The following is a 23,262-nucleotide window of genomic DNA, read 5'->3' on the forward strand; positions in this document are numbered from 1 at the left end:
ACTATGAGGTTACCCCTTCCCATTACAGCTCTTTAGGGGGAAGAATTAATGAGGAAAACAGCAACCCCGTTACAAGTGCGATAGCAACAAAACTCATGCTAAAAGCCGTATCGATCCCTTCAAGCACATTCTTCTCAACCATAAGTGAGAGGCTCTGAAATCCAACACTTCCCGGTACTAGTAAGATAATACCCGGCATTAACATGACCGCTCGGGTAATCCCTGAAATACGCTCAAATAAGTTCGCTACCAAGCCCGTAATAAATGCGCCAATAAAAGCACCTAAGACCTGACCAAATAACTGAGCCCCATACCAGGTTGCTGCAAAAGCGATACAACCACCTAGAACCACCCAATGCATATCAACTGGACGACTCTGGAAAAGAAAGCATAGCCCGATGCCTGCATAGGCAATTGATAGCCATAGACTCCAGTCAGGTAGATACCATTCAAACGTCACAGGTTGTGCTGGAAACAAGCCTGTTCCAATAGCGTTACCAATGGCTACGCCAAAGCCTATCTGTAAGAAGATAGTACCGGCATAAACCAATCGTGCTGTTCCCGAAACCATATTTTGCCGAGCAAGTTCGGCTACTGCAGTGGTCAACGGCAAACCGGGGACTAACACAATTACCCCTGCAACCGTGGCTATATAAGGCGATGACAGCCACCCCAAACTGGCGACAAAATTGGCCACTAATGCTGATAAAATCGCCGATAACGTAGGGAACAAGTATTTAAGTGAGTCGGTTCTTAAAAACTTAACCGCGATCAAGGCGGTAAGCATGCCGATAAAAAAGGCCACCAGCATCTCAGCTACAGCACCACCTAAAAGGTGAGCAATACCCGCTGATAAAAGAGCAAATCCGGCCATCTGGCCTTTAACACCAAACCTAGCACCTGAGTTAGAGATTGCTTTAAGTTGGTGAGCCCCCTCTGACACCGTTATAGATTCAGACATAACATCACGAACCACCGTGTTAACTTGAATCTGTCTCTCAAGGTTAACCTCGCCCTGATCTACACGGAAAACATAAGTTTTAGGCTCAGGTTCTTCTGGATGTGAGAAGCTCATGATGAGGTTTGTAGGCTGGGCTAAACACTGCACCCCAAACCCAAGGGTCTCACCCACGCGTTTCATCGTATTTTCTAGCTCATAAGCTGTCATTCCATAAGTATGCAGTGCTTTAGCTAAGCGCAGCATGAAACCCACCGGCAAGGTTCTTGGCGGAAAATTTGGCTGTTTATCTAATGAGTAATGATCAAGTAGATCAAACGACATAACGGCTTTGAATCCTCTATAGCCCTAAAACAAAAAAGGATAAATTATCGCTAATTTATCCTTTCCTAGATTCGATTGGCGAATTTAATATCAGGTGATAACAGGTATCTCTGATTTAACATCTGCGTTTTGTGCTCGATCACGTAATAAGTGATCCATCAACACAATTGCCATCATTGCTTCGGCAATTGGTGTCGCTCGAATACCTACGCAAGGGTCGTGACGACCTTTAGTCACAACTTCAATCTCTTCACCACGGCTGTTAATGCTGCGTCCCGGCAAGCGTAAGCTAGAAGTCGGTTTCAATGCGATATGTGCAATAATATCTTGTCCAGTTGAGATGCCACCCAAAACACCACCAGCATGGTTCGATAAGAAACCTTCCGGTGTCATCTCATCCCTGTGCTCTGTGCCTTTCTGCGCAACACAATCAAAGCCATCACCAATCTCAACACCTTTTACAGCGTTGATGCTCATCAAAGCATGAGCAAGATCAGCATCAAGCCGATCGAAAATCGGCTCACCTAAACCAACTGGTGCGCCTGAAGCCACTACAGAGATTTTAGCACCTACAGAGTTACCCTCTTTTCTAAGCGCATCCATGTAAGTTTCCATCTCAGAAACGGCTTCAGCATCTGGCGAGAAGAATGGGTTGTTAGGTACTTCGTTCCAATCAAAGTTAGCTTCGTTAATGGCAATAGGACCTAATTGAGATAGGTAACCTTTAACTTCGATACCTTTAGACGCTAAGTACTTTTTCGCAATAGCACCTGCTGCAACACGCATCGCAGTTTCACGCGCAGATGAACGGCCGCCACCACGGTAATCACGGAAACCATATTTATGCGTGTAAACGTAGTCAGCGTGAGCTGGACGGAACGTCTCTTCTATATTGGAGTAATCTTTAGAACGTTGATCGGTATTTTTGATCAACAAGCCAATTGGAGTACCTGTAGTTTTTCCTTCGAAAACACCCGATAAGATCTCTACTTCATCAGCTTCACGACGCTGAGTTGTATGACGAGAGGTACCCGGCTTACGGCGATCTAAATCTAACTGCAGGTCAGCCTCAGAAAGCTCGATGCCTGGAGGGCAACCATCAACAATACAGCCAAGAGCCTTACCGTGGCTCTCACCAAATGTAGTGACTGTAAACAGCTTACCGTAACTATTTCCTGACATCGCAGTATTCCATCCAAAACGTTCTTAAAAATTCAGGGGCGGGATTATACCAAACAATCCCGATGTTGGCGCAGTTCCTTAGCAGTAATCGCAAAGACACCATTACCACCGCGTTCAAACTCTAACCAAATTACCGGAATCTGTGGGTACTTCTCCATCATATGCACTTCACTGTTACCCACTTCAACAACTAAAAGGCCATCTTCTGTAAGGTAATCATTCGCTTGTGCCAAAATCTGGCACGTAATATCCAAACCGTCAGGACCAGAACCTAATGCCAATTCCGGTTCATGATCGTACTCTTCCGGCATAGACGCTAAATCGCTTTCATCCACATAAGGAGGGTTACTCACAATTAGATCGTACTTTTTACCTTCCAATTTAGAAAACAGATCACTTTCAATAGCTTGAACACGATCACCCATTTCATGTTTCGCTATATTGATGTTAGAAACATCGATAGCATCAGAAGAGATATCGGCCAAATCAACTTCCGCTTCGTCAAAAGCATAAGCACAGGCTAAACCAATACAACCACTACCTGTACAGAGGTCCAAAATACGTTCAACCGGACCTTCTCGCAGCCATGGGCTAAATTGATTCTCAATCAACTCGGCAATAGGTGATCGCGGAATCAACACCCTTTCATCGACAAAGAAAGGTAATGAACAGAACCAAGATTCGCCAATAATGTAAGGCAGAGGTCTACGCTCTACTGCACGCTGATGAATAAAGGATATCACCCGCTCTTTTTCCTCCTCTGTAAGGCGACCATCTAAAACTGCAGGATTAACATCCCACGGAAGATAAACGGCCCCTAATACAAGCTGAGTAGCTTCATCCCACGCATTATCAGTTCCATGACCAAAATAGACCTTATGTTGCGCAAATTGACTCATCGCATAACGGATGTAATCACGTAAGCTGTGCAACTGGTTAGTTATAGAGTTTGAAGTTAAAGCTTGTTCGCTCATTCAGTCTGGACCGATATTTTGTTAAATTGAGAGCGCAATTTTAATAAAACTCGCACAGGAACACCATGAAAGACCCCCGTGAGAATGAAGACATCGACTTTATGTCGGCAATGGAGGGCGTAACCCGCCATAAGCATGACAAAGCTGATACCCAGATAAAGACATCAAAGAGTGACCTTCATAACAAGCAATACCGTCGCCAAGCTGCTATTCATCAGGAAGATAAGGTCATCGATGGTTTATCCGATGAAGCGGTAGAGCTGGTGGAATCGAGCGAGGAACTTTTATTTGCGAACCCCGGGGTACAGCTTCGTGTTCTAAAACGCCTTAAGCAAGGGCATATTCCATGGGAGCAGGGTTTAGATCTTCACGGCTACACAGTTGATCAAGCGCGCGGTCAATTAAGTAAGTTTATTTTTGAAGCGAGAAGAAATAAATCGAGATGTGTCATCGTTGTGCATGGCAAAGCGCATTCATCAGAAAGCCAACAGGCGATGATTAAATCTTACGTTAACGAATGGCTCAAACGCCTAAACGGCGTACTCGCCTTCTGTTCCGCGCAGGCTAAAGATGGGGGAGCTGGCGCTCTTTACGTTTTGCTTAAACGCGATAAATAGCTAATTAATTGGATCACCATTTTCCAGCGCTTCCAACCTATCTCGTGTTGCAAGCCGACCATACTCGATCGCCTCTGTAGCACGATGAAACTCATAAAAGCTACACAGATCTTTAGGTATACGTACTAACAAATCGGGCGGGTAACCAGCTATTTTATATTCAGCTAAACTCGCTTGCATCACTTCCACAGAGTTAAGAAGAACATCCATACGTCCTCCGATCTCTGTCGGCTGATCGGCAGTGGCCTCTTCACAGCCTTCAGCAGCATTAGCATCTGGCATATGCCACTCATCACTCATACCACTGCGTTTTAAGTACTGATTGCTTGGTAACTGCAAATGACTATGGCTGGAATCACCCGTATTCAAATCTACCGCAATAATAAGATCCGCTTGAGCCGCAACGACGGGGATGATTGGGAGTGGGTTTAAGATCCCGCCATCGACCAACACACGCCCCTCTTTGATCACCGGTGTGAATAAACCAGGAACAGCTACTGAAGCACGAATAGCTTCTAACAAAGGGCCTTTTTGATACCAAACCTCTTTTTGATGAGCTATATCCGCAGCTACTGCGGTGAAATCTATATCAAAGCTTTCAATGTCAGGCGAACCTAAAATCTCAGCTAATTGTACAAAAATTTTGTCGCCGCGAATTGCTCCACGCGACAAAGTAAAATCTAACAATCTAACCACTCTCATCCAATTGAGACTGGTCACCCACTCTTTATATTCGTTTAACTTCCCAGCAGCGTGCATACCGCCCACAAGGGCTCCCATTGAGCTTCCTGATATAGATACGATCTCATATCCACGACGCTCTATCTCTTCAATCGCTCCTATATGGGCATATCCTCTCGCGCCACCACTACCAAGAACTAATGAGACTGTAGCCATAATGACCTCCTAAGCACTTAAAGCTAGGAAAAATTAAGTTAGCGGTCTGTCTCCTTTAAACTGTTTACATATCTTCTTTATAGATCATGATTTTTACATCACCATTTTTTGGCTTTGCTCCAAAAGCTCCAATGGGATGAACTGTGACCTGTTCAGCTAAAACCCCTTTAGCTATTAACTTAGCCTTCAACTGCTTACCTCGTTTGAGCGAACTATCAAGCTGTTGCTGAAAGGAGCTGCCTGAAAAGTCTGCAGAAACAATCCAGATTTTTTGCGTAGGATTATTTTGGATAAAAGCTAATAGTTTTTCGAAGCTTTTATCAGAGTCGATATACTCTTGAATTAGCCCACTTGTATCTAGCCCAGAATGATCTGAAGATGTTTCCAATACATCTAATCGCAAATAGACTTTTTTGTTACCCCTCTGTACTGAATACAAGGCGAAGTAACGTTGATCATTTTTGAAGGTAGCTACTAGCTGAGTGGTATCTAAACCATACAATCTCGAATACTTAAAAATGGCATTAGCCCATTGATTGCTACTTCCGCATGCCCGCCCCTGACAATTAAATTGTTCGGTTGCCCCTTGCTCTTGTAACTGGGTTGAAAAGAATGAAAATACCTCCTCAGATGAATGGTTTTGAGGAATACGGTAGGTAACCTGATACAACTTACCACTTAAACGCTCTTCTTTTTCGGGTGCTATAACACCATCAATCTTTTCAAGCCCACCTAATACAAAACGATAATCCGCGTTTTCTATCTCTTTATACTGAACAATGGTAGATCGAGGGAAACGCTCAAATGATCCATAGTCACTGCTACCTCTAACATCGGATGCAGACTGAACATTCATTGATAAAATTAAAAACAAACAAGGTACTAAAAAACGCATTCAATACTCCTGAAAACGTAACGCAAATAATGGAGCTTTAGGCCCATTGATTAATACGTTCAGCTAACAATGTCGCTGGATGAGGCTCTAAGTGCAAATGATGCCCTCCTTCCATATCAATCACTTCAGCATGGTAAAAATCACCTAGCCAAGGATTAATAATGCTATCTGCTGCACCATTCGATCCTCTTATAACTATAGCTTCAGATCTTACGGATTTAACAAAAGAAGAGATTTGTGAAAAACTAAACCGGACCAAAGAAGGCATCATCAATTTTGGATCATTACTCCAAATATACCCCCTCTCTGTTTTTGATAGCCCCCGTTCTAACAAAGCCTCAGCCGCTTCTCTAGAAACTGGCCAACGACCATTAATACGCGCTTGAATCGCATCTTCGTAGGTTGAATAAGGACGTAAAGTCTTAGAAACCATCTTATTACGCTTGATGACAGCATCAGCAAACAGCTGAGGTAATTGCTCCTCTTCATAGAAAAGCGGTGCTAAACCTTCTATCAACATTAAACGCTCAACCCTTTCAGGAAAGGCTCCAGCAAATAGCATCGCAATACTCGCCCCCATCGAATGCCCAACAAGACTTACTTTCTTAAGCGAAAGCGCGTCTAAAACCGCGCAAAGATCAGTGACGTTATCCCAAATATAATAAGGCATTACATCTGGTCGATGGTCTGATCGCCCATGACCAACTAAATCTATTGCGATTAATCTTATTCTTTTGAAACTTTGTGCTAAGCAATAAAAGCTAGCTGCATTATCCAGCCAACCATGTAACGCAACCACTGGAGTGCCATCAGGATCTCCATATTCAATAGCTGCGATGGTGTAACCAGGAATATGTATATCAAAACTAACTTTTTTGAGCATAGGTAGAAAAAACCCTATTGACGATAATCAGCTAGGTACTATAAACCGAAATTACGATAAGATCTCAGCTAAAGAAAGTAATTGGAACTTACAAAGCATGACTCTACGACTTGAACTGGAAAAGGATCCTTCCCTGAAAAAGCCACAAAAAGTCTTTTTTGTACTGTTTGGAATAATGTTCCTTGTCGCCCCTTTTTATTACCAGCCCAACTTGGGAGGGGAAGGACTTAATGTACCTCATAATAGCAGCCTTTGGATCGTAGCTAGCTGGATCATTGCTGCTGCGTGCTTCATCATTTATAAAAATGATAAGATAATCTTACCTAGGTACTGGTTAGCATTAGCTCTTCTTCCTTTGGGAGCTATTCTCACTAGCTATATTGCCGATAATAATAACCCTGCAGAATGGCTGGTAAGACTATCAGTTATTTGTGGAGGGTATCTATTTTTTATTGCGCTGTTTCAATTTCAATTAACTTCAAGACAAATAGAGAGAAGCCTATACATACTATTATCAATGGGCTTGTTAGCCGCTGTTTACGGAGTTATTCAAACACAAAATATACCTTTACTTCTGAATATCGTGCCAAGAGGAACCGAACCACTTGCTATAGGAGTTTTCCAACAGGTCAATATCCAAGCAGCGGTTATGGCAACCACTCTAACACTTGTATTTTATTTAATAAGCCGTCCAACCCATAAAAGCTTAAATCCAATTATTCTAATTGCACTGGTTATTACCGCTCTAGTAACAAGTTACAACATTACTATTAGTGGCTCCCGAGTTGGTTTACTAGGCATAAGCTGTTCATTACTTATGTTACTCATTGGCCGAGGTAAACTTCTATTAAACTCAAGATTACCTTTAATGGGCGTTATAGTAGCGTCACTAATAGGTGGCTACCTTGGAAGTCATGGTCTTGAATCTGCTACGAAAAAATTTAATAGAGCCTTAGCCACAGAGGGTATTGGCGGAGTAAAAACAGATATCCGCTGGAATATCTACAAGACATCTTGGGAGCTTTACACTGAAGCTCCAATTTTTGGGCATGGAATTGGAAGTTTCCAGAAGGTCTTTCAGGATAAACGTGCCAAATACCAAAGAAATGGTACTTATAACCTTGGAAAATCCCCCAAATTTAGCCATCCTCATAATGAAATAATCTTTTGGTTGATCGAAGGGGGCAGTTTTGCAATTATCGGTATTTTAGCTGCGGCATTATTCACCTTTATTCAACTGATAAAGCTTGGCTGGCAGAGGGGATTTGGTTATGCCGCTTTGCTGGTCCCGATCACTCTTCACACACAAGTTGAGCTTCCATTTTATATTTCTAATACCCCCTGGTTCTTATTACTGACTATTTTATTTTTAGTACATCAGTCAGGTAAAAAGACCTTTTCAACCTCTAAACTCTCAAAAGCTGCGGGTAAGGCTATACCGATTAGTGCGACAGTTATGGCCTTAGTTACCACCAATACCCTCGTACAAGCTCAAGTGGGTAATGCAGGTCTAATTAACTACTTTGGTACAGCGCAACAAAAACCTATTTACCTCCAATCTTCTCTAAAGTCGCAGTACTTTGAAGACTACACTACGTTCTTACTACTTCGTCGAAATATGTTTATGGGAATAAGCCAGAATAACCCCAAGCACGCCATCATTTACGCGAATTGGGCGGAAGATCAAATCAAAGTTAACCCAGCATTGATCTACTACAGAAACTTAGCCATCGCTTATGACTATACCAATCGTAATAATGAGCGAGATAAGATAATGAAAATTGCGATGAGTACTTATCTGAATAATTTAGATCTGCAGCAGCTTAACCAGCAGTTTATGCAAAAAGATCTTGAGGATAAGAACAGTAGTGCTGTTATCAAACAGTTAGATACGTCGAACTAGGCGGCCAAGCCCAGCTGCTGGCCAATCAGCTTCCAGCTGGGTTATTTCACCACAACCGAATGCCGCAGGGTTATGTGAACTCCCTTCACAGCAGATTACTTCTACATAAGAGATTAAGGGCATATGCGTAACTACGAGTGGACAACGACTTTCAAAGTTCTCTAAAAAGGCCAAAGCAGTCGCTGGATCAGATTCTGGCGTCCAAAGCTCCGAAATAAACTGCTCCACCCCACCTAACTGCTGATTAACCATTTCTGCAGTCTGGCAGGCTCTCACATAAGGACTATGGATAATACAATCCACATTTTCAAGATAAGGTTTAGCTGCTCCCAATCTTGATGTAAGCCTTTTAACGCCTTCAGGCGTTAATTTACGCTGCGCATCAGATTCAGCAAAAAACTCTGCTTCACCATGGCGCATCAGAAAGAACTTCATGCGCCCTCTCGAGGTAGAACAAATTCAACATCTGTACTTTGTTCGCTCATCATCAACATTTTAACAACTTGGGCGACCGGAGCGTGATTGAAAACAACTTCATATAAACCTGAAACAAGTGGCATATACACGCCCATTGCAGCAGCTTTTTCTTTGACATGTTTGATCGTGTTTACACCTTCGGCAACCTGCCCTAATGCTTCAACGGCTTCTTCTAAGGTTTTGCCCTCACCTAACGCATAGCCAACACGGTAATTACGACTTAAAGGCGACATACAGGTTACAATCAAATCACCGACGCCCGCGAGACCAATAAATGTCATAGGGTTTGCGCCCATACACACTGCAAAACGGCTCATCTCAGCCAAGCTACGTGTCATCAGCATGCTCTTGGTATTTTCGCCCATACCAAGCGCTGCACTCAAACCCGCAGCTATTGCGTAAATGTTCTTAAGTGTACCGCCAAGTTCCACACCATAGGTATCGGAGCTGGCATAAACACGGAAGTAAGAGCTGTGTAGGATATCCTGAACCAAAGTTCGTAGACCCTCAGAATCACTCGCAATAACCGTTGCAGTTAACTGCTTAGCAGCTACCTCTTTTGCCAGATTAGGACCACTTAAGACACCAATACGAGCATCAGGCACCTCTTCTGTTAGGATCTCACTCATTAAGCTAAAAGTCTTAGCTTCAATCCCTTTAGTTGTACTTACAAGCATTTGTTCCGGCTTTAACCAAGGCTTAGCTTGCTCAATTACCTGCCTAAAGGATTGACTCGGAATAGAGACAAAAATCAGTTCAGCATCTTGAAGAACATCTTCTAACGAACAAGATGCAGTGATATTTTTAGAAAGTTGATAGTCAGGGAGGTAACGAGGATTTTCATGGTACTCGTTAATATGATCAGCTCTCTCCTGATCACGTAACCACAAACTAACTTTATGACCATTATCAGCGACAATGTTCGCTATCACCGTGCCAAAGCTACCAGCCCCTAGCACTGCAACCTTACGAATATCAGACATAGATAAATTTCGCTTCTACCAACTATTTTTCCGAATCGTCCATACTATCTAGGACTTTATTAACGCCTTTAAACAGGTAAATCACGATTATATAGCCCAAAGCAGCCAAGCCTAAAAAAAGCATAAGCTGCAATGGATCTTCCGTTCGCTGATAACCTGCCACTCCTAAAGCTGCAATGACTGCGCTGAAAACAACTGCAGCAATAGAGGCGATACGATTAGTTTTGTGTTTGTCCTGATCTGTCACTTTCAACATCACTTTCAGGGTTAATTACTGTCTCAACCGAAGATTCTTCAGCTGCAACAGGCTCTACCGCGCTTTCATCAGCTACGTCTTCGTTTGATTTTTCTTCCACTAGGTCAGGGTTTGGTTCCTGTACAGCTACAGGTATTACTTCAGCCGTTTTATCTTCACTAGTTTCTTCAACCTTTTTCTCTTCAAGCTCTGCTTGGTCAGCCGGCGCTTGTTCAACCATTGATTCTTCGACTTCTTTTTCTGTAACAGGAGCTTCAGCAGTAGTTTCAGGTGTTTCTTCCGCTGTTGGTTCAGAAATAGCAGACTTAGGCTCCGCTAAAAGCTCTGCTTCAGGGTGAACACATTCCAGCTTAACGCCTGTTTCAGCTTCAATTTCTGGAATAAGGAAGGAATCATCTTCACAAGCGAAACAGATCGAGGCACCCGTTGCACCAGCACGACCAGTACGACCGATACGGTGAACATAGTCATCAGGGTCTTCTGGCAGCTGATAGTTAAATACGTGAGTAACACCGTCAATGTGGATACCACGACCTGCGACATCGGTCGCAACTAGCACCTGAATTTTACCACTGCGGAAATCTTCTAACGTTTTTACGCGCTTTTGCTGTGGGATTTCACCTGACATAAGGGCAGCTTTAATTCCATCTTTACATAGACGATCTGCTAACTTACGCGTCTCATCACGGCGGTTACCAAAAACGATAACCTTCTCCGCATGATCCTTATCCATGTAGTTACGAAGCAAACGATACTTTTGCTCACCAGAGACTAAATAAACGGTCTGACTTACGTTATCTGTTGTTTTAATTTCTGGCGCGATCTCAATTTTCACCGCATCCAAAGTCCACTGTTCAGCAAGATTAAGTACTTCATCTGTAAACGTCGCACTGTAAAGCAGTGTCTGTCGATCACTACCTTTACGCGGCGTGTTACGGACAATAGTTCTTACATCTGGGATAAAGCCCATGCTCAGCATGCGGTCGGCTTCATCAAGAACAAGTACCTCAACATTCCATAGATCGACATCCTTACGATTTATAAAGTCAATCAATCGCCCAGGCGTAGCAACTAAAATATCAACCGGCTTACGCTTAAGATTTTGGCGTTGCTTTTCATAATCCATACCGCCAACAAGGCTAACAATATGTAAGCCTGTGTACTTCGCTAGGCCTTTAGCATCTTCAGCAATTTGAAGTGCTAGCTCACGCGTAGGCGCAACGACTAAAGCACGAGGCTCAGCTAAACGTGGTTTTTCATCTAATGGATAGTCAATTAGATCAGTAATAATACCCAGAAGAAACGCTGCAGTTTTACCTGTACCTGTCTGGGCTTTACCAATGATATCTTTGCCAGCGAGTGCAGCAGGAATAGTTTCAGCTTGAATACCTGTGCAGTATTCAAATTTAAGGTCATAAACCGCATGAAGTACATCATCAGGCAGGTTGAAATCTAAGAAACGCTTCTTACCTTCCATCTCAGGCACGACAAACTGCTCAGGACTCCAAGACACTGCTTTAGATCGATTGTTGTAACGACGACGTCGTTGAGGCTTACGTGCAGATGAATTTCTTTTTTTGTTTGCACTGTCAGTCTGCCCAACTGATTTATTTTCTGTACTCAATTCAAAAATTCCTAAGAAAAATTTCGCCGATAAGGCGGTAAAGCGGCTAAGAGCTGCTTTCCATAACGACGGGTAATAAACCGTCGATCAAGCAATGTTATTTTGCCGCTATCGCTCTCAGTTCGTAGTAAACGACCTGTAGCCTGAGTAAGACGCATCGACGCCATCGGGATAACCCATTCTTGAAAAGGATTACGCCCTTGAGACTCTAACCATTCACCATAGGTTGCTTCTACGGGATCATCTGGGACTCCAAATGGCAACTTCGTGATAATTACATGCTTAAGGTAATCACCAGGTAAATCTACACCTTCAGCAAAAGAAGCTAAACCAAAAATAATACTTGGTTTGTTAGCATCGATACGAACTCTGTGTTGTCGCAAAATTTCATGCTTTGCAAGCTCACCTTGCACAAGAATATCTGCTGTTATACTAGCAGGCATACGCTCAAGAACATACCGCATCTGACGCCATGAGCTAAATAACACCAAGGATGCACTACCCTGTTCCAAAATAGGCAATAACATTGCCGTAATCTCTTCATTATGGTCATCAGGATTTCCAGGATCGGTCTTCATTGCAGGCACATGCAATTCGGCCGCATTTTGGAAATCAAATGGGCTCATGAAGATATTACAAGGACTATCAGTTGGTATGCCAAGATCAGCATACAAACGATCAAAACGTCCTAATGCGGTTAACGTAGCCGAAGTGATAACAGCTCCGTAGCAGTTTTTCCAAAGGTGCTCTTGCAAGGTTTCCGCCGCTGAAACTGGGCTACTGCAACACTCAATATCAATGCCATCATTGCCATCTACTTTCACGATCCAGCGTGCCGTCGGCAGTCCTGCTGTCGAATCAGATGTAGCGTAAGACTTAGCTAACCAATACATCGATTGCATACGGGATAAAAGCACACCCATCTGCGGATACCAAGTTTCACAGATAGCTAGAGTTAGATCGGCTAACTCACCATCCATTCCTTCTTTCAGAAGATCAACAATCTGCTCAAATTTTAAAACGACTCTCTCAGCAGCCTGAGCAAAATTATGAAAGGACAACTGTAACGGTTCAGGGATCATCCCTTGCGCAAAACGATAGCGATCGCTTGGGCCTTGGAGTTTATCTTCAAGTATTTGATTAAACAGCAGCTGTACTTCCTTTAAGGAATTTTCCATATCTGCAAAAGGGTTAGCTAACTTCTCGATATAATTCCGAAGCACTATATGATCAGACGCATCATTCAATAATTTATTTAGACTGCGCGTCGCTTTACTCATCCAACGGATGCTGGATTTAACCCGTAAGCTATAAGAAAAATGCCCCGTAGTCTTAGTGCCTAGGTGATGGCCTTCATCAAAGACATAGATGGTATCTTCAGGTGGTGAAAGAATGGCACCGCCACCAAGAGAAAGATCAGCTAAAACAAGATCGTGGTTGGCAACAATCAGATCCCATTTATCCAACTCTTGTCTCGCCTTAAAAAAAGGACAGACAGAAAAGTTACTGCAGCGACGATTAGTACATTGCATATGATCGCTAGTAGACAACCGCCAAACAGCATCAGGTACTGTATTCTTTAAAGCATCTCGGTCGCCATCCCACTCGCCAGAGGCATAGTGACTGAGTAGAGATTTAACCTCGTCAATGTCAGAGGATTGAAGTTTTTGAGCTACTTCATCTTCATACAATGCAATTTGGCCTAACTCATTCTGTTGCTCTAATACTTTCTCTGCGTTGGAAACACAAAAATATCGTCCTCGGCCTTTAGCTAAACCATAGGTAAGATTGATACCGGCATCACTAATCAGCTGCGGGAGGTCTTTAAGAATAAGCTGTTCTTGAAGGGCTACTGTTGCTGTAGAAACAACAACTTTCTTTTTGCGTTGCTGGGCAATAGGAACTGAAGCCAAAAGATAAGCCATCGTCTTACCTGTACCGGTACCAGCCTCAGTAACACAGATATGCTGACCACCCGTCCTTTCACCTTCTGAATTAACAGTAATCGCACCCAGCGTTTTCGCAACCTCAGCAATCATTAACTTCTGGCCATAGCGAGACTTCAATCCTCTGTTATTGAGAAAAGTACTATAGGCCTGCTGTATTGTTTGCTTGAGTTGCTTATCTAACAAAACCGTAATCCATCGAAAATCTAGCCGCGATTCTAACAGTTATGACTGTTTAATAACAAAAATACTGTATAAAAAAACATAAGTTGCTTTACAAACCAAAAATACTGTATAAAAATACACATACTGTATAAAAAAACAGACATGATCATGAAGCTGACTAAACGACAAACGGAAGTTCTGGATTGCATCAAGCGTCACATTGGCGATACCGGCTACCCACCTACTCGCGCAGATATTGCCCGCGATTTAGGGTTTAAATCAGCCAATGCAGCTGAAGAACACTTAAAAGCGCTTGCTAAAAAAGGCGCGATCGAAATTATCCCAGGCACTTCTCGCGGTATCAGAGTACCTGAATTGGAAGAGGAAAATAGCGGCCTACCGATTGTTGGTCAGGTGGCAGCAGGATCACCGATACTTGCTCAAGAGCATGTTGAAGATCACTGCACAATCTCCTCTGACTTCTTCCATCCTAAGGCGGATTATCTCTTAAGGGTGAAAGGCAGCAGTATGAAAGATGTAGGCATTATGGACGGTGATCTACTGGCAGTACACCAATGCCAAACAGCAAAGGATGGGCAGATTGTAGTCGCTCGAATAGAAGATGAAGTCACCGTAAAACGCTTTAAGCGTGAAGGTAACATCGTTTATCTAATTGCTGAAAATGAAGAGTTTGAACCGATTGTTGTGGATTTAAACGAACAACCACTGGCAATAGAAGGTTTAAGCGTAGGCGTTATTCGTAGAGGTAACTAACCATGATGGCATTTCACGCAAACCAAACAGCAGCAATCATGCAGAGTACATCTGCAAATGAAAAGATTTTCGCTAAGCAAAGACCTACTAATCAGTTAGCAGGCACGATGACTGAAATCGTTGTCCATGATGAAAATTTTTCGAACATCCCAATGTTGATGCCATTGCTTGCACAGCTAAGTCAGGATGATCGCTGGTTTGTGTGGATTGCTCCACCTGTGTTATTACCAAAAAACCTTCTGATTGAAGCAGGCATTGATCTGAATAAAGTCATTCTGCTAAACCCAGATAACAAACATAGTACCTTTGAGCTTGCTAAACAGGCACTAAGCACAGGCACTAGCCACGCTGTAATATCATGGCCTGGATACTTAAACGATGAAGAGTTTAACGACTTAGAAAACGCTGCTAAGAAAGGTCAAAGTCACGGAATCATTATTAGGCGCCGCCAACATAGCTAAGAGTATTTCTCTAGTTTGTTAAGGCGCCTAACCGAAGTAATCCCCCCCAATAATAAGACTTACCTGAGAGGAACTCATTATCGGAGATTACTTAATGGATAGTTGGTGGAATTTCTTCTTCAGGCTCTTTTTCTAAGCCCACCCCAGATTCTGCCATCATCTGGATGCCTGCAGTTAACATAACGCGAGCAACATCTAGATATTGATCACTTAACTGTTCTTTAAGCGCATCGGAAAAATTAACTTTAATCATCGGCTCTTCATCGCTATCCATATTTCGGATTGCTAAACCGCCTTCATCAAGCTCTATAATTTCAAGCACAGTCTCGGGTGTTAGTCCTGACACTTAATTTACCACTCTTGCATGCCTTCTCTAAGGCGATTAACTAATTCAGACAGTGAATCAAACCAAGTTTGATACTCAGTAATGATTTCACCATCCTCTGCATGATCAGGATTGATCTGCAGCACATGTATTTCAGAAACACTGCTAGTTTCAGTCACAGCCTGTTTAGAATCAGCGCCATGCCAGCAGGCTTCATAAGCAGACATCATTTTATGCAACCAAGATGAATCATCGGATTCAAGGTTACTTAACTGACTCAACTCAGGGCTTTCGACACCAGTCTTACCCATCTCTGCAGCTAACGCACGATAACCTTGAAAGATTTCCGTATCGACTTTATACCATTCAGCAATTTCACGTAAAAAAGCATCGTAGGCTGACGTCAGGTGGAATAACACTGATTCGTTATAAGACTCAATCAATGCATGCTTGCTCCAACTGGTGTCATCTTGCGCTTTTTTAAGCTGTTCTAGATGAAGTCGTGTAAAGCTCAACTTCTGATTCGTGCGTGCCTGATATATACCGCTCATGAAATCCCCGACTATTTCTTCTTCGCTTTTTTACGGGTCTCTTCTTCGACCCATTTACCATCGCGATAGAATGCACGCCAACCTGTCGCTTTACCATTGACCTCGGTCATAACGTACTGTTCTTTGGTCTTTCTGCTATAGCGAATGACGCTCAGGTTGCCTTCAGAGTCATTCTTAGGCGCACTGAACAAGAACTCATATTTAGGATCAATCTCAGACTGATGCGGCAGTATTTCCACAATCTTCGGAGCACGAGTTTCTCTGTTTCTAGGGAACTGGCTTGCAGCCAAGAACAAACCAGACGCACCATCACGCAGGATGTACGTATCCTCTACCTTTTCGCACTGAAGCTCAGGCATTGGAACTGGATCCATCTTAGGTGGCGCAGGCTCACCGTTTTTCAACAACTTACGAGTATTTTTACACTCAGTACAACCGAAGTATTTACCAAAACGACCGGTTTTCAGCTGCATCTCTGCCGAGCACTTATCACACTCTAGAACAGGACCGTCATATCCTTTGATACGGTATTCGCCCTTCTCAACTTCAAAACCAGAACAATCAGGATTATTACCACATACATGCAACTTACGATTCTCATCAATCAGATAAGAATCCATTGCAGAGCCACATAACTTGCAACGATGCTTCTTACGTAGAATGCGAGACTCTTCTTCATCATCGCCATCAGCGCTAACAACCTCGTCACCGGAGACTAGGTTGATCGTACATTTACAACGCTCTTTTGGCGGTAAGCTATAGCCAGAACAACCTAAGAATACACCTGTACTACCCGTACGAATCATCATATCCCGACCACAATCAGGACAGGAGATATCGGTCTCTGTAGGAGCATTCGGACGCATACCATTCTCAGCATCCTGCGCCTCTTCCAGCTTCATTGAGAAATCAGCATAAAACTGATCTAACAGAGCCTTCCAATCAGCACTGCCTTCAGCCACATCATCAAGGCTTTCTTCCATACGTGCTGTAAAGCTGTAATCCATCAGGTCAGAGAAGTTTTCACCTAGACGCTCTGTAACAATATCGCCCATTTTTTGAGCATAGAAACGTCGATTCTGAACTTCTACATAGCCACGATCTTGGATCGTAGAAATAATTGCCGCATAGGTCGACGGACGACCAATTCCTCGCTTCTCAAGTTCTTTAACAAGGCTTGCTTCAGTGAAACGAGGAGCCGGTTTCGTAAAATGCTGCTTCGGCAACAGATCAACTAAATTTAGATTATCGCCAGCTTGAACATCTGGCAGGATAATATCTTCTTCACCTTTGCCCTTAGCTGGCATAACACGTGTGTAACCATCAAACTGTAATATCCGACCTTTAGTAACTAATTCAAAGTCACCGGCAGACACAGTTACACGTGTGCTTAGGAATTTCGCTGGAGTCATCTGACAAGCCAAGAACTGACGACGAATAAGCTCGTATAAGCGCTCAGCATCTCTGTCCATGTTTTTAAGCGCAGTGGCTTCCACATTTACATCAGACGGACGAATCGCCTCGTGGGCCTCTTGAGCACCCTCTTTACTGCTATAGCTGTTAGGGGCTTCAGGTAAATATTTACTACCGAAATGATCACCAATGTACTCACGACAGTTCGCAACGGCTTCAGCACTTAGGTTTGTCGAGTCTGTACGCATATAGGTGATGTAACCTGCTTCGTACAAACGCTGCGCCATCATCATAGTTTTCTTAACACCAAAACCAAGGCGCGTACTCGCAGCCTGCTGCAGTGTTGATGTAATAAATGGAGCTGAAGGTTTACTGCTGGTCGGTCTATCTTTACGGCTGATCACTTCAAATGAAGCCGAACGCAACTGCTCTAAATGCGCTTTAGTTTCATCTTCTGAGCTGGGACGGAAAGTTTCGCCGTTTATTCGATGCACCTGTAATTTCAGTGCCACTTTATCTTTCGTTAGCGTATCAGCCTGCACTTCCCAAAATTCTTCAGGGATAAATGCACGAATCTCTTTTTCACGCTCTACGACCAACTTAACGGCCACCGACTGAACTCGGCCTGCAGATAAACCGCGTGCTACTTTTTCCCAAAGTAGCGGAGATACCATATAGCCTACAACACGATCGAGGAATCGGCGCGCCTGCTGGGCATTAACGCGGTCCATGTCTAGCGCTGAAGGCTGTTCAAACGCTTCAGAGATGGCTTTTTTAGTGATCTCGTTAAAGACAACACGACGGTAACGCGTATCATCACCGCCAATCGCTTCACGCAAGTGCCATGCGATCGCTTCCCCTTCGCGGTCTAAATCGGTTGCGAGATAGATTTCGTCAGCATTCTTAGCTAGACGTTTAAGTTCATCAACAACCTTCTCTTTACCCGGAAGAATCTCGTAATGCGGATCCCATCCTTTATCAGGATCGATCCCCATACGTCCAATAAGCTGTTCACGCGCCTTCTTCTTTTTATGTATAACTTTTTGTTCAGGCGACATTTTACGCGTCAGAGCCGCTTGGCGAGCCCGTTCTTTCGGATCGCTCTTCTTAGTACTGCCACTGGTTGGCAGGTCGCGAATATGACCCACACTGGATTTTACAACGTACTGATTACCCAGATATTTGTTAATGGTCTTCGCTTTCGCGGGTGATTCCACGATTACCAGGGATTTTCCCATAGCGTCCTTCTTTCCTCGGGCTAAATGGTTAAACGCTGACGAACTATCTATTTTTGCAACTTGTCACGGTATTACTGTGCAAAAACTGCTCACATTCGAGTTTAGCGCTTAACTAACAAAAATATTTGGGAGCATATATAAGTGTTGAGAATGCTATGGTCAAGCAGCAATTGCGATAAAAGTAGACCAATGGATCAACAAGAACTTTACCTATCAGCACTTACAAGCCACAATATTCACCATAATTAACAATAATTTAATCGTCCAGAAATTACTGATGCTTAACGATAATCTTTTATTTGTAATTCTTATCGCAGTGGTTGGCCTAGTAGCCATTACTGTGAATTTTGTAATTACGACTCGAGAGCAGCAGGAAGACGCTAAAGATCAGCGTCTTACTTGGCTTAAAGGACAGGCAGAGCATATTCTGCAGGCCATTGCTGTGCTACGCGAAGCAGACTGCAAACCGGAAATTGTTCAAAAGATTAATGAGCATGCAACCTCTCTTCTTGAGGAAGTTGCTATGTTGGCACCAGACTCAGAACTATTTAATTCCCTAACTCAGCAAAAAGATACTGCGGATAAAGCGTTTGCATCTCCTGACGTATTCGATAGTGATAAAGCTTTAAAACGCGCACAAATCTATATCAACTTTGCTGAGAAGCTGGTAGTTCAATTAGCACGAGGCGGCAAGATTACTCTCACCCTAGCCCAAAGCTATAAACAAGAACTATATTGGTTACGCATCACGGTGGTTGCTGACGCCCATGTAAGCCAAGGTAATCGTTTTTTACAGAACGAAGATTCCATGACTGCCATTTCTCATTACCGTCATGCAAAAGCTCTACTGGTACGAGCTAATATCCCGCATTCGGTTAAAAAACCACGCTTGGACACAGTAGATAAATTAATTAGTGAGATCCAACCAAGAAAACCACGCTCTCAAGGAACCTTGGCTGACTCCCTAGATCGCCTTCTTTAATCGATCTTTTTAAAACGAGGGACGACAGAACCATCTTCTAGAGAGACCGTTTCAACAAACATATCTAACGGGCGAACCCACGTTGATTCATCGCCGTAACCGAGCTTGTAGACCACCAGCCACTCTTCCGTTTCAGAATGTCGCGCTACATCTAAAACGACATATTCAGGTCCTTTATAGTGCTGATAACGACCTGTAGGCACCTCAACTGGTGGTAACATTAAAACTCCCCTTTACTAAATTCTTTAAGCTGTTGATAAAGGGATTCCATAATCTCTTCGCCGTTATCACTGTTTCCTGCCTCATCCCAATGAACACCGACATAAGCTGGCGTTGACTCTAAAGAAAAAACCCCCTTTGGCAGCTCTTCCAAAAGTGCATTCAACTTATCTAATTGCGGCTCTGATAAAGTGCGCTCCCCTTGAGCCCAACACCAACCAGCATTCAAACCAATATTAGCAATGGACTCGACTCGGAATACTTGCCAGGTATTGAAGCTATTCTTCTGCTCACGGCTCAAGCCTTCGCGCAAAACCCGATAAGCCGTCATATTGCGCTCGTCTGGTTCCATTTCGCCCTGCGCTCTAGGTGGTTTCATCTTTTCGAGTTGGATTTGGAAGCCTAACGCTTTTGCTTTAAGCCTAAGAGATGCTTGGTATTTTTGCTTTTTAGTAGGCATAACCCACATCATCGAGCCTAACAAAGACATCATTATCAGGACGATTATCATCCATTCCATTACTAAACCCTCAGCCCAATTACCGTACGCGCGGAAACATTAAATAATAGATCGTACACCACCAGCGCAAAACTCAAAGAAATGCGCACAACCTATTAAATTATTGATAGAAATCAGTTGGCGCGATTTTACCAGAGTACGCACTACAACGCTCTATGCTAATCTGTTAAAAGAGTTTGTAAGTCACTCTCAACAGCCTTAAACATTTTGCTAGTGGAGATGCAGTTATGGGAACTTATTCCAAGATACTTTTAGCATTAGACCTCTCAAACGAATCTGAGCAGCTAAAAAGTAAAGCCTATGAACTTGCAAAAGCGAACGGCGCACAACTCTATGCCGTTCACGTTATAGAGCCTCTCAGCTTTGCCTATGGCGGCGATGTTCCGATGGATCTAACGTCAATCCAGGAACAACTAGATAAACACGCTCATCAGAAACTTAAGCGCTATTGTGATTCTTTAGATTATCCAATTACAGAACAGTTAGTGGTAACAGGTCAAACAGAATCAGAAATCCACAGACTTGCCGACGATTATGAGATAGATCTGGTTATTGTAGGTAGCCATGGCCGCCACGGTATTGCCCTTCTACTCGGCTCAACCGCAAACGGCGTACTACATGGCGCTAAGTGTGATGTGTTAGCAGTAAGAATTCAGGATAAAGACTAGGAAGGGGTTACTCCCCTTCCTGCATCGCTTCCAGCTCAACCCAACGATCCATCAGCTGCTCCACAAATGATTCCTGTTCCTGTAACTCACTGAGTTTCTGACTAACGAATTCATGATCCTGCTGATAAAAATCTGGCGCAGCTGTTTCTGTTTGCAACACTTCCAACGTAGTTTCAGCTTGCTCTAATTGAGCAGGGAGCTCATCTAATTCACGCTGCAACTTATAACTTAGCTTTTTCTTTTTCGCTGGCTGAGAAGACGCAGCCTCTTTAGCTTGAGGCTTTTCAGCTTTAGGTTGCTTAGGCTCTTCTTTGACAGGCTCTGGGCGCTGCCTTAACCAATCTTGATAGCCACCTACATATTCATTCAATTGGCCATTACCTTCAAACACCAAGGTACTTGTTACCACATTATCCAAGAATGAACGGTCATGGCTTACAAGGAGAATTGTGCCATCAAAATCTAGAATGATCTCTTCAAGTAATTCGAGTGTTTCAATATCCAGATCGTTGGTCGGCTCATCCAGCACTAACAGGTTTGCAGGTTGACTAAAGAGCTTAGCTAACAAAACCCTGTTTGTCTCACCACCAGATAACGCTTTTACAGGCGTTCGCGCTCTTTCAGGCGCAAACATAAAGTCATTCAAGTAGCTTATCAGATGACGGTCTCGGCCATTGATACTGATACTCTCTCGACCTTCAGCGATGTTATCCATCACTGTTTTTTCTGGATCAACTTGAGCACGTAACTGGTCAAAGTAAGCAATTTTCAAATTCGTACCGAGCTTTACTTCACCTTGATCAGGAGACTGCTTACCAAGAAGCACGCTCAACAAACTACTCTTGCCGGCACCATTTGGCCCAATAAGACCGATGCGATCACCGCGCTGCAAGACAAAATCAAAGTTACTAAACAATGGGTTGCCAGCATAGCCTAATGACACACCTTTAAGCTCTGCAACCAACTTGCCACTGCGAGCTGCCTCCTCTAGTGAGAACTTAGCCTTGCCACCGCGTTCACGTCGATCAGCTCGTTCGTTACGCATTTTTTTAAGGGCACGAACACGTCCTTCATTACGAGTTCGACGTGCTTTAATTCCTTGACGAATCCAAGTTTCTTCTTGAGCCAGACGCTTATCGAATAGCGCATTCTGCTTCTCTTCGTCTTCAAGCATCTTCTGCTTTAGATCCATATAAGCAGAATAGCTACCAGGGAACGATGACAGCACACCACGATCAAGCTCTACTATACGAGTCGCCAAACGATCAACCAACGCCCTATCGTGAGAGATAATCAACAAGCCACCTTTAAATTCAAGCAGCTGCTGCTCTAGCCATTCGATAGTCTCGATATCTAAATGGTTGGTAGGCTCATCGAGTAACAGAAGGTCTGGATTCTGAACTAACGCGGCACCTAAGGCGGTGCGACGACGCCATCCACCTGACAGCTCTGACATCAACTTATCACCCGGAAGATCCAACTGCTCAATCACACGCTGAACACGCTGTTCTAAGTGCCAACCGTCAACCGCTTCTATTTGATGCTGAAGCTTATCCAGCGCCTTCATATCTGCATTTTCTGATGCAGCAAGCTCATCATAATCCTGACGTAGCTTCTGAATATCACCTAAACCCTCAGTTACAACATCACGCACCAAGCGTTCATCTGCCGCTGGCATGGCTTGTGGAAGTTCCGCAATTCGACAAGTTGGCGACACCCAAAGCTCACCGCCGTCAGCTTTGTGATGACCTGCCACCAGTTTTAAAAGTGTTGATTTACCAGCACCATTCATGCCTACCAAAGCAACCCGTTCACCGGGATCAATTTGGAAATCAACGTTATCTAATAAAGGTTTGGCGCCAAAGGCCATGGATATTTTATCGAGTCGAATCAGAGGCATGATAGGTCAGCTTTTGTTCATTGAGGCCGCTATTCTACTCATTTTCGACAGATATGCATGAAAATGCTGCATTCAGGTAAATTATTATTTAATTAAGCCGCTAAACTATCATATAAAATGATAATGG

At 43.4% G+C, this 23,262-nt stretch carries 22 protein-coding genes and 1 pseudogene; 6 read left to right on the forward strand and 17 right to left on the reverse strand.

What is annotated here, in order from left to right; translation table 11 throughout:
• Positions 1-22: 22 nt before the first annotated feature.
• The 3 genes from ACMXYR_RS10320 to prmB all read right to left on the reverse strand — a co-directional run bounded on the left by ACMXYR_RS10320 (position 23) and on the right by prmB (position 3,438).
• On the reverse strand, positions 23-1,282 hold the full coding sequence (locus ACMXYR_RS10320) for a threonine/serine ThrE exporter family protein (RefSeq protein ID WP_415901489.1): 1,260 nt from the start codon (positions 1,280-1,282) through the stop codon (positions 23-25).
• A 90-nt stretch (positions 1,283-1,372) separates the two neighbouring features.
• The gene (gene aroC, locus ACMXYR_RS10325) at positions 1,373-2,464 is read right to left on the reverse strand and encodes a chorismate synthase (protein WP_415901490.1); all 1,092 of its coding nucleotides are present in this window, start codon (positions 2,462-2,464) and stop codon (positions 1,373-1,375) included.
• A gap of 44 nt (positions 2,465-2,508) precedes the next feature.
• Entirely contained in the window at positions 2,509-3,438 is a 930-nt protein-coding gene (prmB, locus tag ACMXYR_RS10330; protein WP_415901491.1) for a 50S ribosomal protein L3 N(5)-glutamine methyltransferase, read from the reverse strand.
• A 65-nt stretch (positions 3,439-3,503) separates the two neighbouring features.
• On the opposite strand from prmB, the gene ACMXYR_RS10335 reads away from it, so the two are divergent.
• Positions 3,504-4,055 (forward strand): Smr/MutS family protein, encoded by a 552-nt coding sequence (locus tag ACMXYR_RS10335; RefSeq protein ID WP_415901492.1) that lies wholly within the window; start codon positions 3,504-3,506, stop codon positions 4,053-4,055.
• Here the strand turns inward: ACMXYR_RS10335 and ACMXYR_RS10340 are convergent, their stop codons facing one another.
• The 3 genes from ACMXYR_RS10340 to ACMXYR_RS10350 form a co-directional block, all read right to left on the reverse strand.
• A complete protein-coding gene (locus tag ACMXYR_RS10340) occupies positions 4,056-4,952 on the reverse strand; it encodes a patatin-like phospholipase family protein (protein WP_415901493.1) in 897 nt (298 codons plus the stop codon).
• A 64-nt stretch (positions 4,953-5,016) separates the two neighbouring features.
• Positions 5,017-5,847, reverse strand: coding sequence for a DUF4892 domain-containing protein (locus ACMXYR_RS10345; RefSeq protein WP_415901494.1), 831 nt, complete (start codon positions 5,845-5,847; stop codon positions 5,017-5,019).
• 37 nt (positions 5,848-5,884) lie between these two features.
• Positions 5,885-6,730 carry an alpha/beta fold hydrolase gene (locus ACMXYR_RS10350; RefSeq protein WP_415901495.1) on the reverse strand — a complete coding sequence of 282 codons (846 nt, stop codon included), beginning with the start codon at positions 6,728-6,730 and terminating at the stop codon, positions 5,885-5,887.
• Positions 6,731-6,827: 97 nt separating this feature from the next.
• Between ACMXYR_RS10350 and ACMXYR_RS10355 the strand changes: the two genes are divergently transcribed.
• A complete protein-coding gene (locus ACMXYR_RS10355; protein ID WP_415901496.1) occupies positions 6,828-8,633 on the forward strand; it encodes a Wzy polymerase domain-containing protein in 1,806 nt (601 codons plus the stop codon).
• On the opposite strand, the gene sixA is transcribed toward ACMXYR_RS10355, so the two are convergent.
• The 5 genes and pseudogenes from sixA to dinG all read right to left on the reverse strand — a co-directional run bounded on the left by sixA (position 8,616) and on the right by dinG (position 14,105).
• The gene (gene sixA, locus ACMXYR_RS10360) at positions 8,616-9,068 is read right to left on the reverse strand and encodes a phosphohistidine phosphatase SixA (RefSeq protein ID WP_415901497.1); all 453 of its coding nucleotides are present in this window, start codon (positions 9,066-9,068) and stop codon (positions 8,616-8,618) included. The two genes, ACMXYR_RS10355 and sixA, sit on opposite strands and share 18 nt — an antisense overlap.
• Positions 9,065-10,093: an NAD(P)H-dependent glycerol-3-phosphate dehydrogenase gene (locus ACMXYR_RS10365; RefSeq protein ID WP_415901498.1), complete on the reverse strand. Its 1,029-nt coding sequence runs from the start codon at positions 10,091-10,093 to the stop codon at positions 9,065-9,067. Before ACMXYR_RS10365 ends, sixA begins: the two co-directional genes overlap by 4 nt.
• 22 nt (positions 10,094-10,115) lie before the next feature.
• Positions 10,116-10,340 carry a hypothetical protein gene (locus ACMXYR_RS10370; protein ID WP_415901499.1) on the reverse strand — a complete coding sequence of 75 codons (225 nt, stop codon included), beginning with the start codon at positions 10,338-10,340 and terminating at the stop codon, positions 10,116-10,118.
• Between the two features lie 325 nt (positions 10,341-10,665).
• Positions 10,666-11,973, reverse strand: a pseudogene (locus ACMXYR_RS10375) (DEAD/DEAH box helicase); the annotation flags it as partial.
• A gap of 11 nt (positions 11,974-11,984) precedes the next feature.
• On the reverse strand, positions 11,985-14,105 hold the full coding sequence (dinG, locus tag ACMXYR_RS10380; RefSeq protein WP_415901500.1) for an ATP-dependent DNA helicase DinG: 2,121 nt from the start codon (positions 14,103-14,105) through the stop codon (positions 11,985-11,987).
• A gap of 144 nt (positions 14,106-14,249) precedes the next feature.
• On the opposite strand from dinG, the gene lexA reads away from it, so the two are divergent.
• The gene (gene lexA, locus ACMXYR_RS10385) at positions 14,250-14,858 is read left to right on the forward strand and encodes a transcriptional repressor LexA (RefSeq protein ID WP_415884649.1); all 609 of its coding nucleotides are present in this window, start codon (positions 14,250-14,252) and stop codon (positions 14,856-14,858) included.
• Positions 14,859-14,860: 2 nt separating this feature from the next.
• Entirely contained in the window at positions 14,861-15,319 is a 459-nt protein-coding gene (locus ACMXYR_RS10390; RefSeq protein WP_415901501.1) for a cell division inhibitor SulA, read from the forward strand.
• 91 nt (positions 15,320-15,410) lie between these two features.
• On the opposite strand, the gene ACMXYR_RS10395 is transcribed toward ACMXYR_RS10390, so the two are convergent.
• From ACMXYR_RS10395 to topA, 3 genes are read right to left on the reverse strand one after another with little or no spacing between them, the layout of a single operon-like run.
• Entirely contained in the window at positions 15,411-15,665 is a 255-nt protein-coding gene (locus ACMXYR_RS10395) for a hypothetical protein (RefSeq protein WP_415890854.1), read from the reverse strand.
• 5 nt (positions 15,666-15,670) lie between these two features.
• Positions 15,671-16,195 carry a DUF6586 family protein gene (locus ACMXYR_RS10400; protein WP_415901502.1) on the reverse strand — a complete coding sequence of 175 codons (525 nt, stop codon included), beginning with the start codon at positions 16,193-16,195 and terminating at the stop codon, positions 15,671-15,673.
• Positions 16,196-16,206: 11 nt separating this feature from the next.
• The gene (topA, locus tag ACMXYR_RS10405) at positions 16,207-18,846 is read right to left on the reverse strand and encodes a type I DNA topoisomerase (RefSeq protein ID WP_415901503.1); all 2,640 of its coding nucleotides are present in this window, start codon (positions 18,844-18,846) and stop codon (positions 16,207-16,209) included.
• 277 nt (positions 18,847-19,123) lie between these two features.
• Between topA and ACMXYR_RS10410 the strand changes: the two genes are divergently transcribed.
• Complete coding sequence (locus tag ACMXYR_RS10410; protein ID WP_415901504.1) at positions 19,124-19,828, forward strand: DNA topoisomerase I; 705 nt, start codon at positions 19,124-19,126, stop codon at positions 19,826-19,828.
• On the opposite strand, the gene ACMXYR_RS10415 is transcribed toward ACMXYR_RS10410, so the two are convergent.
• Together ACMXYR_RS10415 and ACMXYR_RS10420 are read right to left on the reverse strand one after the other, a co-directional pair.
• On the reverse strand, positions 19,825-20,049 hold the full coding sequence (locus ACMXYR_RS10415; RefSeq protein ID WP_415901505.1) for a DUF1653 domain-containing protein: 225 nt from the start codon (positions 20,047-20,049) through the stop codon (positions 19,825-19,827). The two genes, ACMXYR_RS10410 and ACMXYR_RS10415, sit on opposite strands and share 4 nt — an antisense overlap.
• Positions 20,049-20,567, reverse strand: coding sequence for a hypothetical protein (locus ACMXYR_RS10420; protein ID WP_415901506.1), 519 nt, complete (start codon positions 20,565-20,567; stop codon positions 20,049-20,051). Before ACMXYR_RS10420 ends, ACMXYR_RS10415 begins: the two co-directional genes overlap by 1 nt.
• A 227-nt stretch (positions 20,568-20,794) precedes the next feature.
• Here ACMXYR_RS10420 and ACMXYR_RS10425 point away from each other — a divergent pair, with 227 nt between their 5' ends.
• Positions 20,795-21,235 (forward strand): universal stress protein, encoded by a 441-nt coding sequence (locus ACMXYR_RS10425; protein WP_415901507.1) that lies wholly within the window; start codon positions 20,795-20,797, stop codon positions 21,233-21,235.
• A 7-nt stretch (positions 21,236-21,242) separates the two neighbouring features.
• Here the strand turns inward: ACMXYR_RS10425 and ACMXYR_RS10430 are convergent, their stop codons facing one another.
• The gene (locus ACMXYR_RS10430) at positions 21,243-23,135 is read right to left on the reverse strand and encodes an ATP-binding cassette domain-containing protein (protein ID WP_415901508.1); all 1,893 of its coding nucleotides are present in this window, start codon (positions 23,133-23,135) and stop codon (positions 21,243-21,245) included.
• Positions 23,136-23,262 lie beyond the last annotated feature (127 nt).

The sequence above is a fragment of the Neptuniibacter sp. QD29_5 genome, assembly GCF_047778125.1.
In the GTDB taxonomy this organism is placed as follows: Bacteria; Pseudomonadota; Gammaproteobacteria; order Pseudomonadales; family Balneatricaceae; genus Neptuniibacter.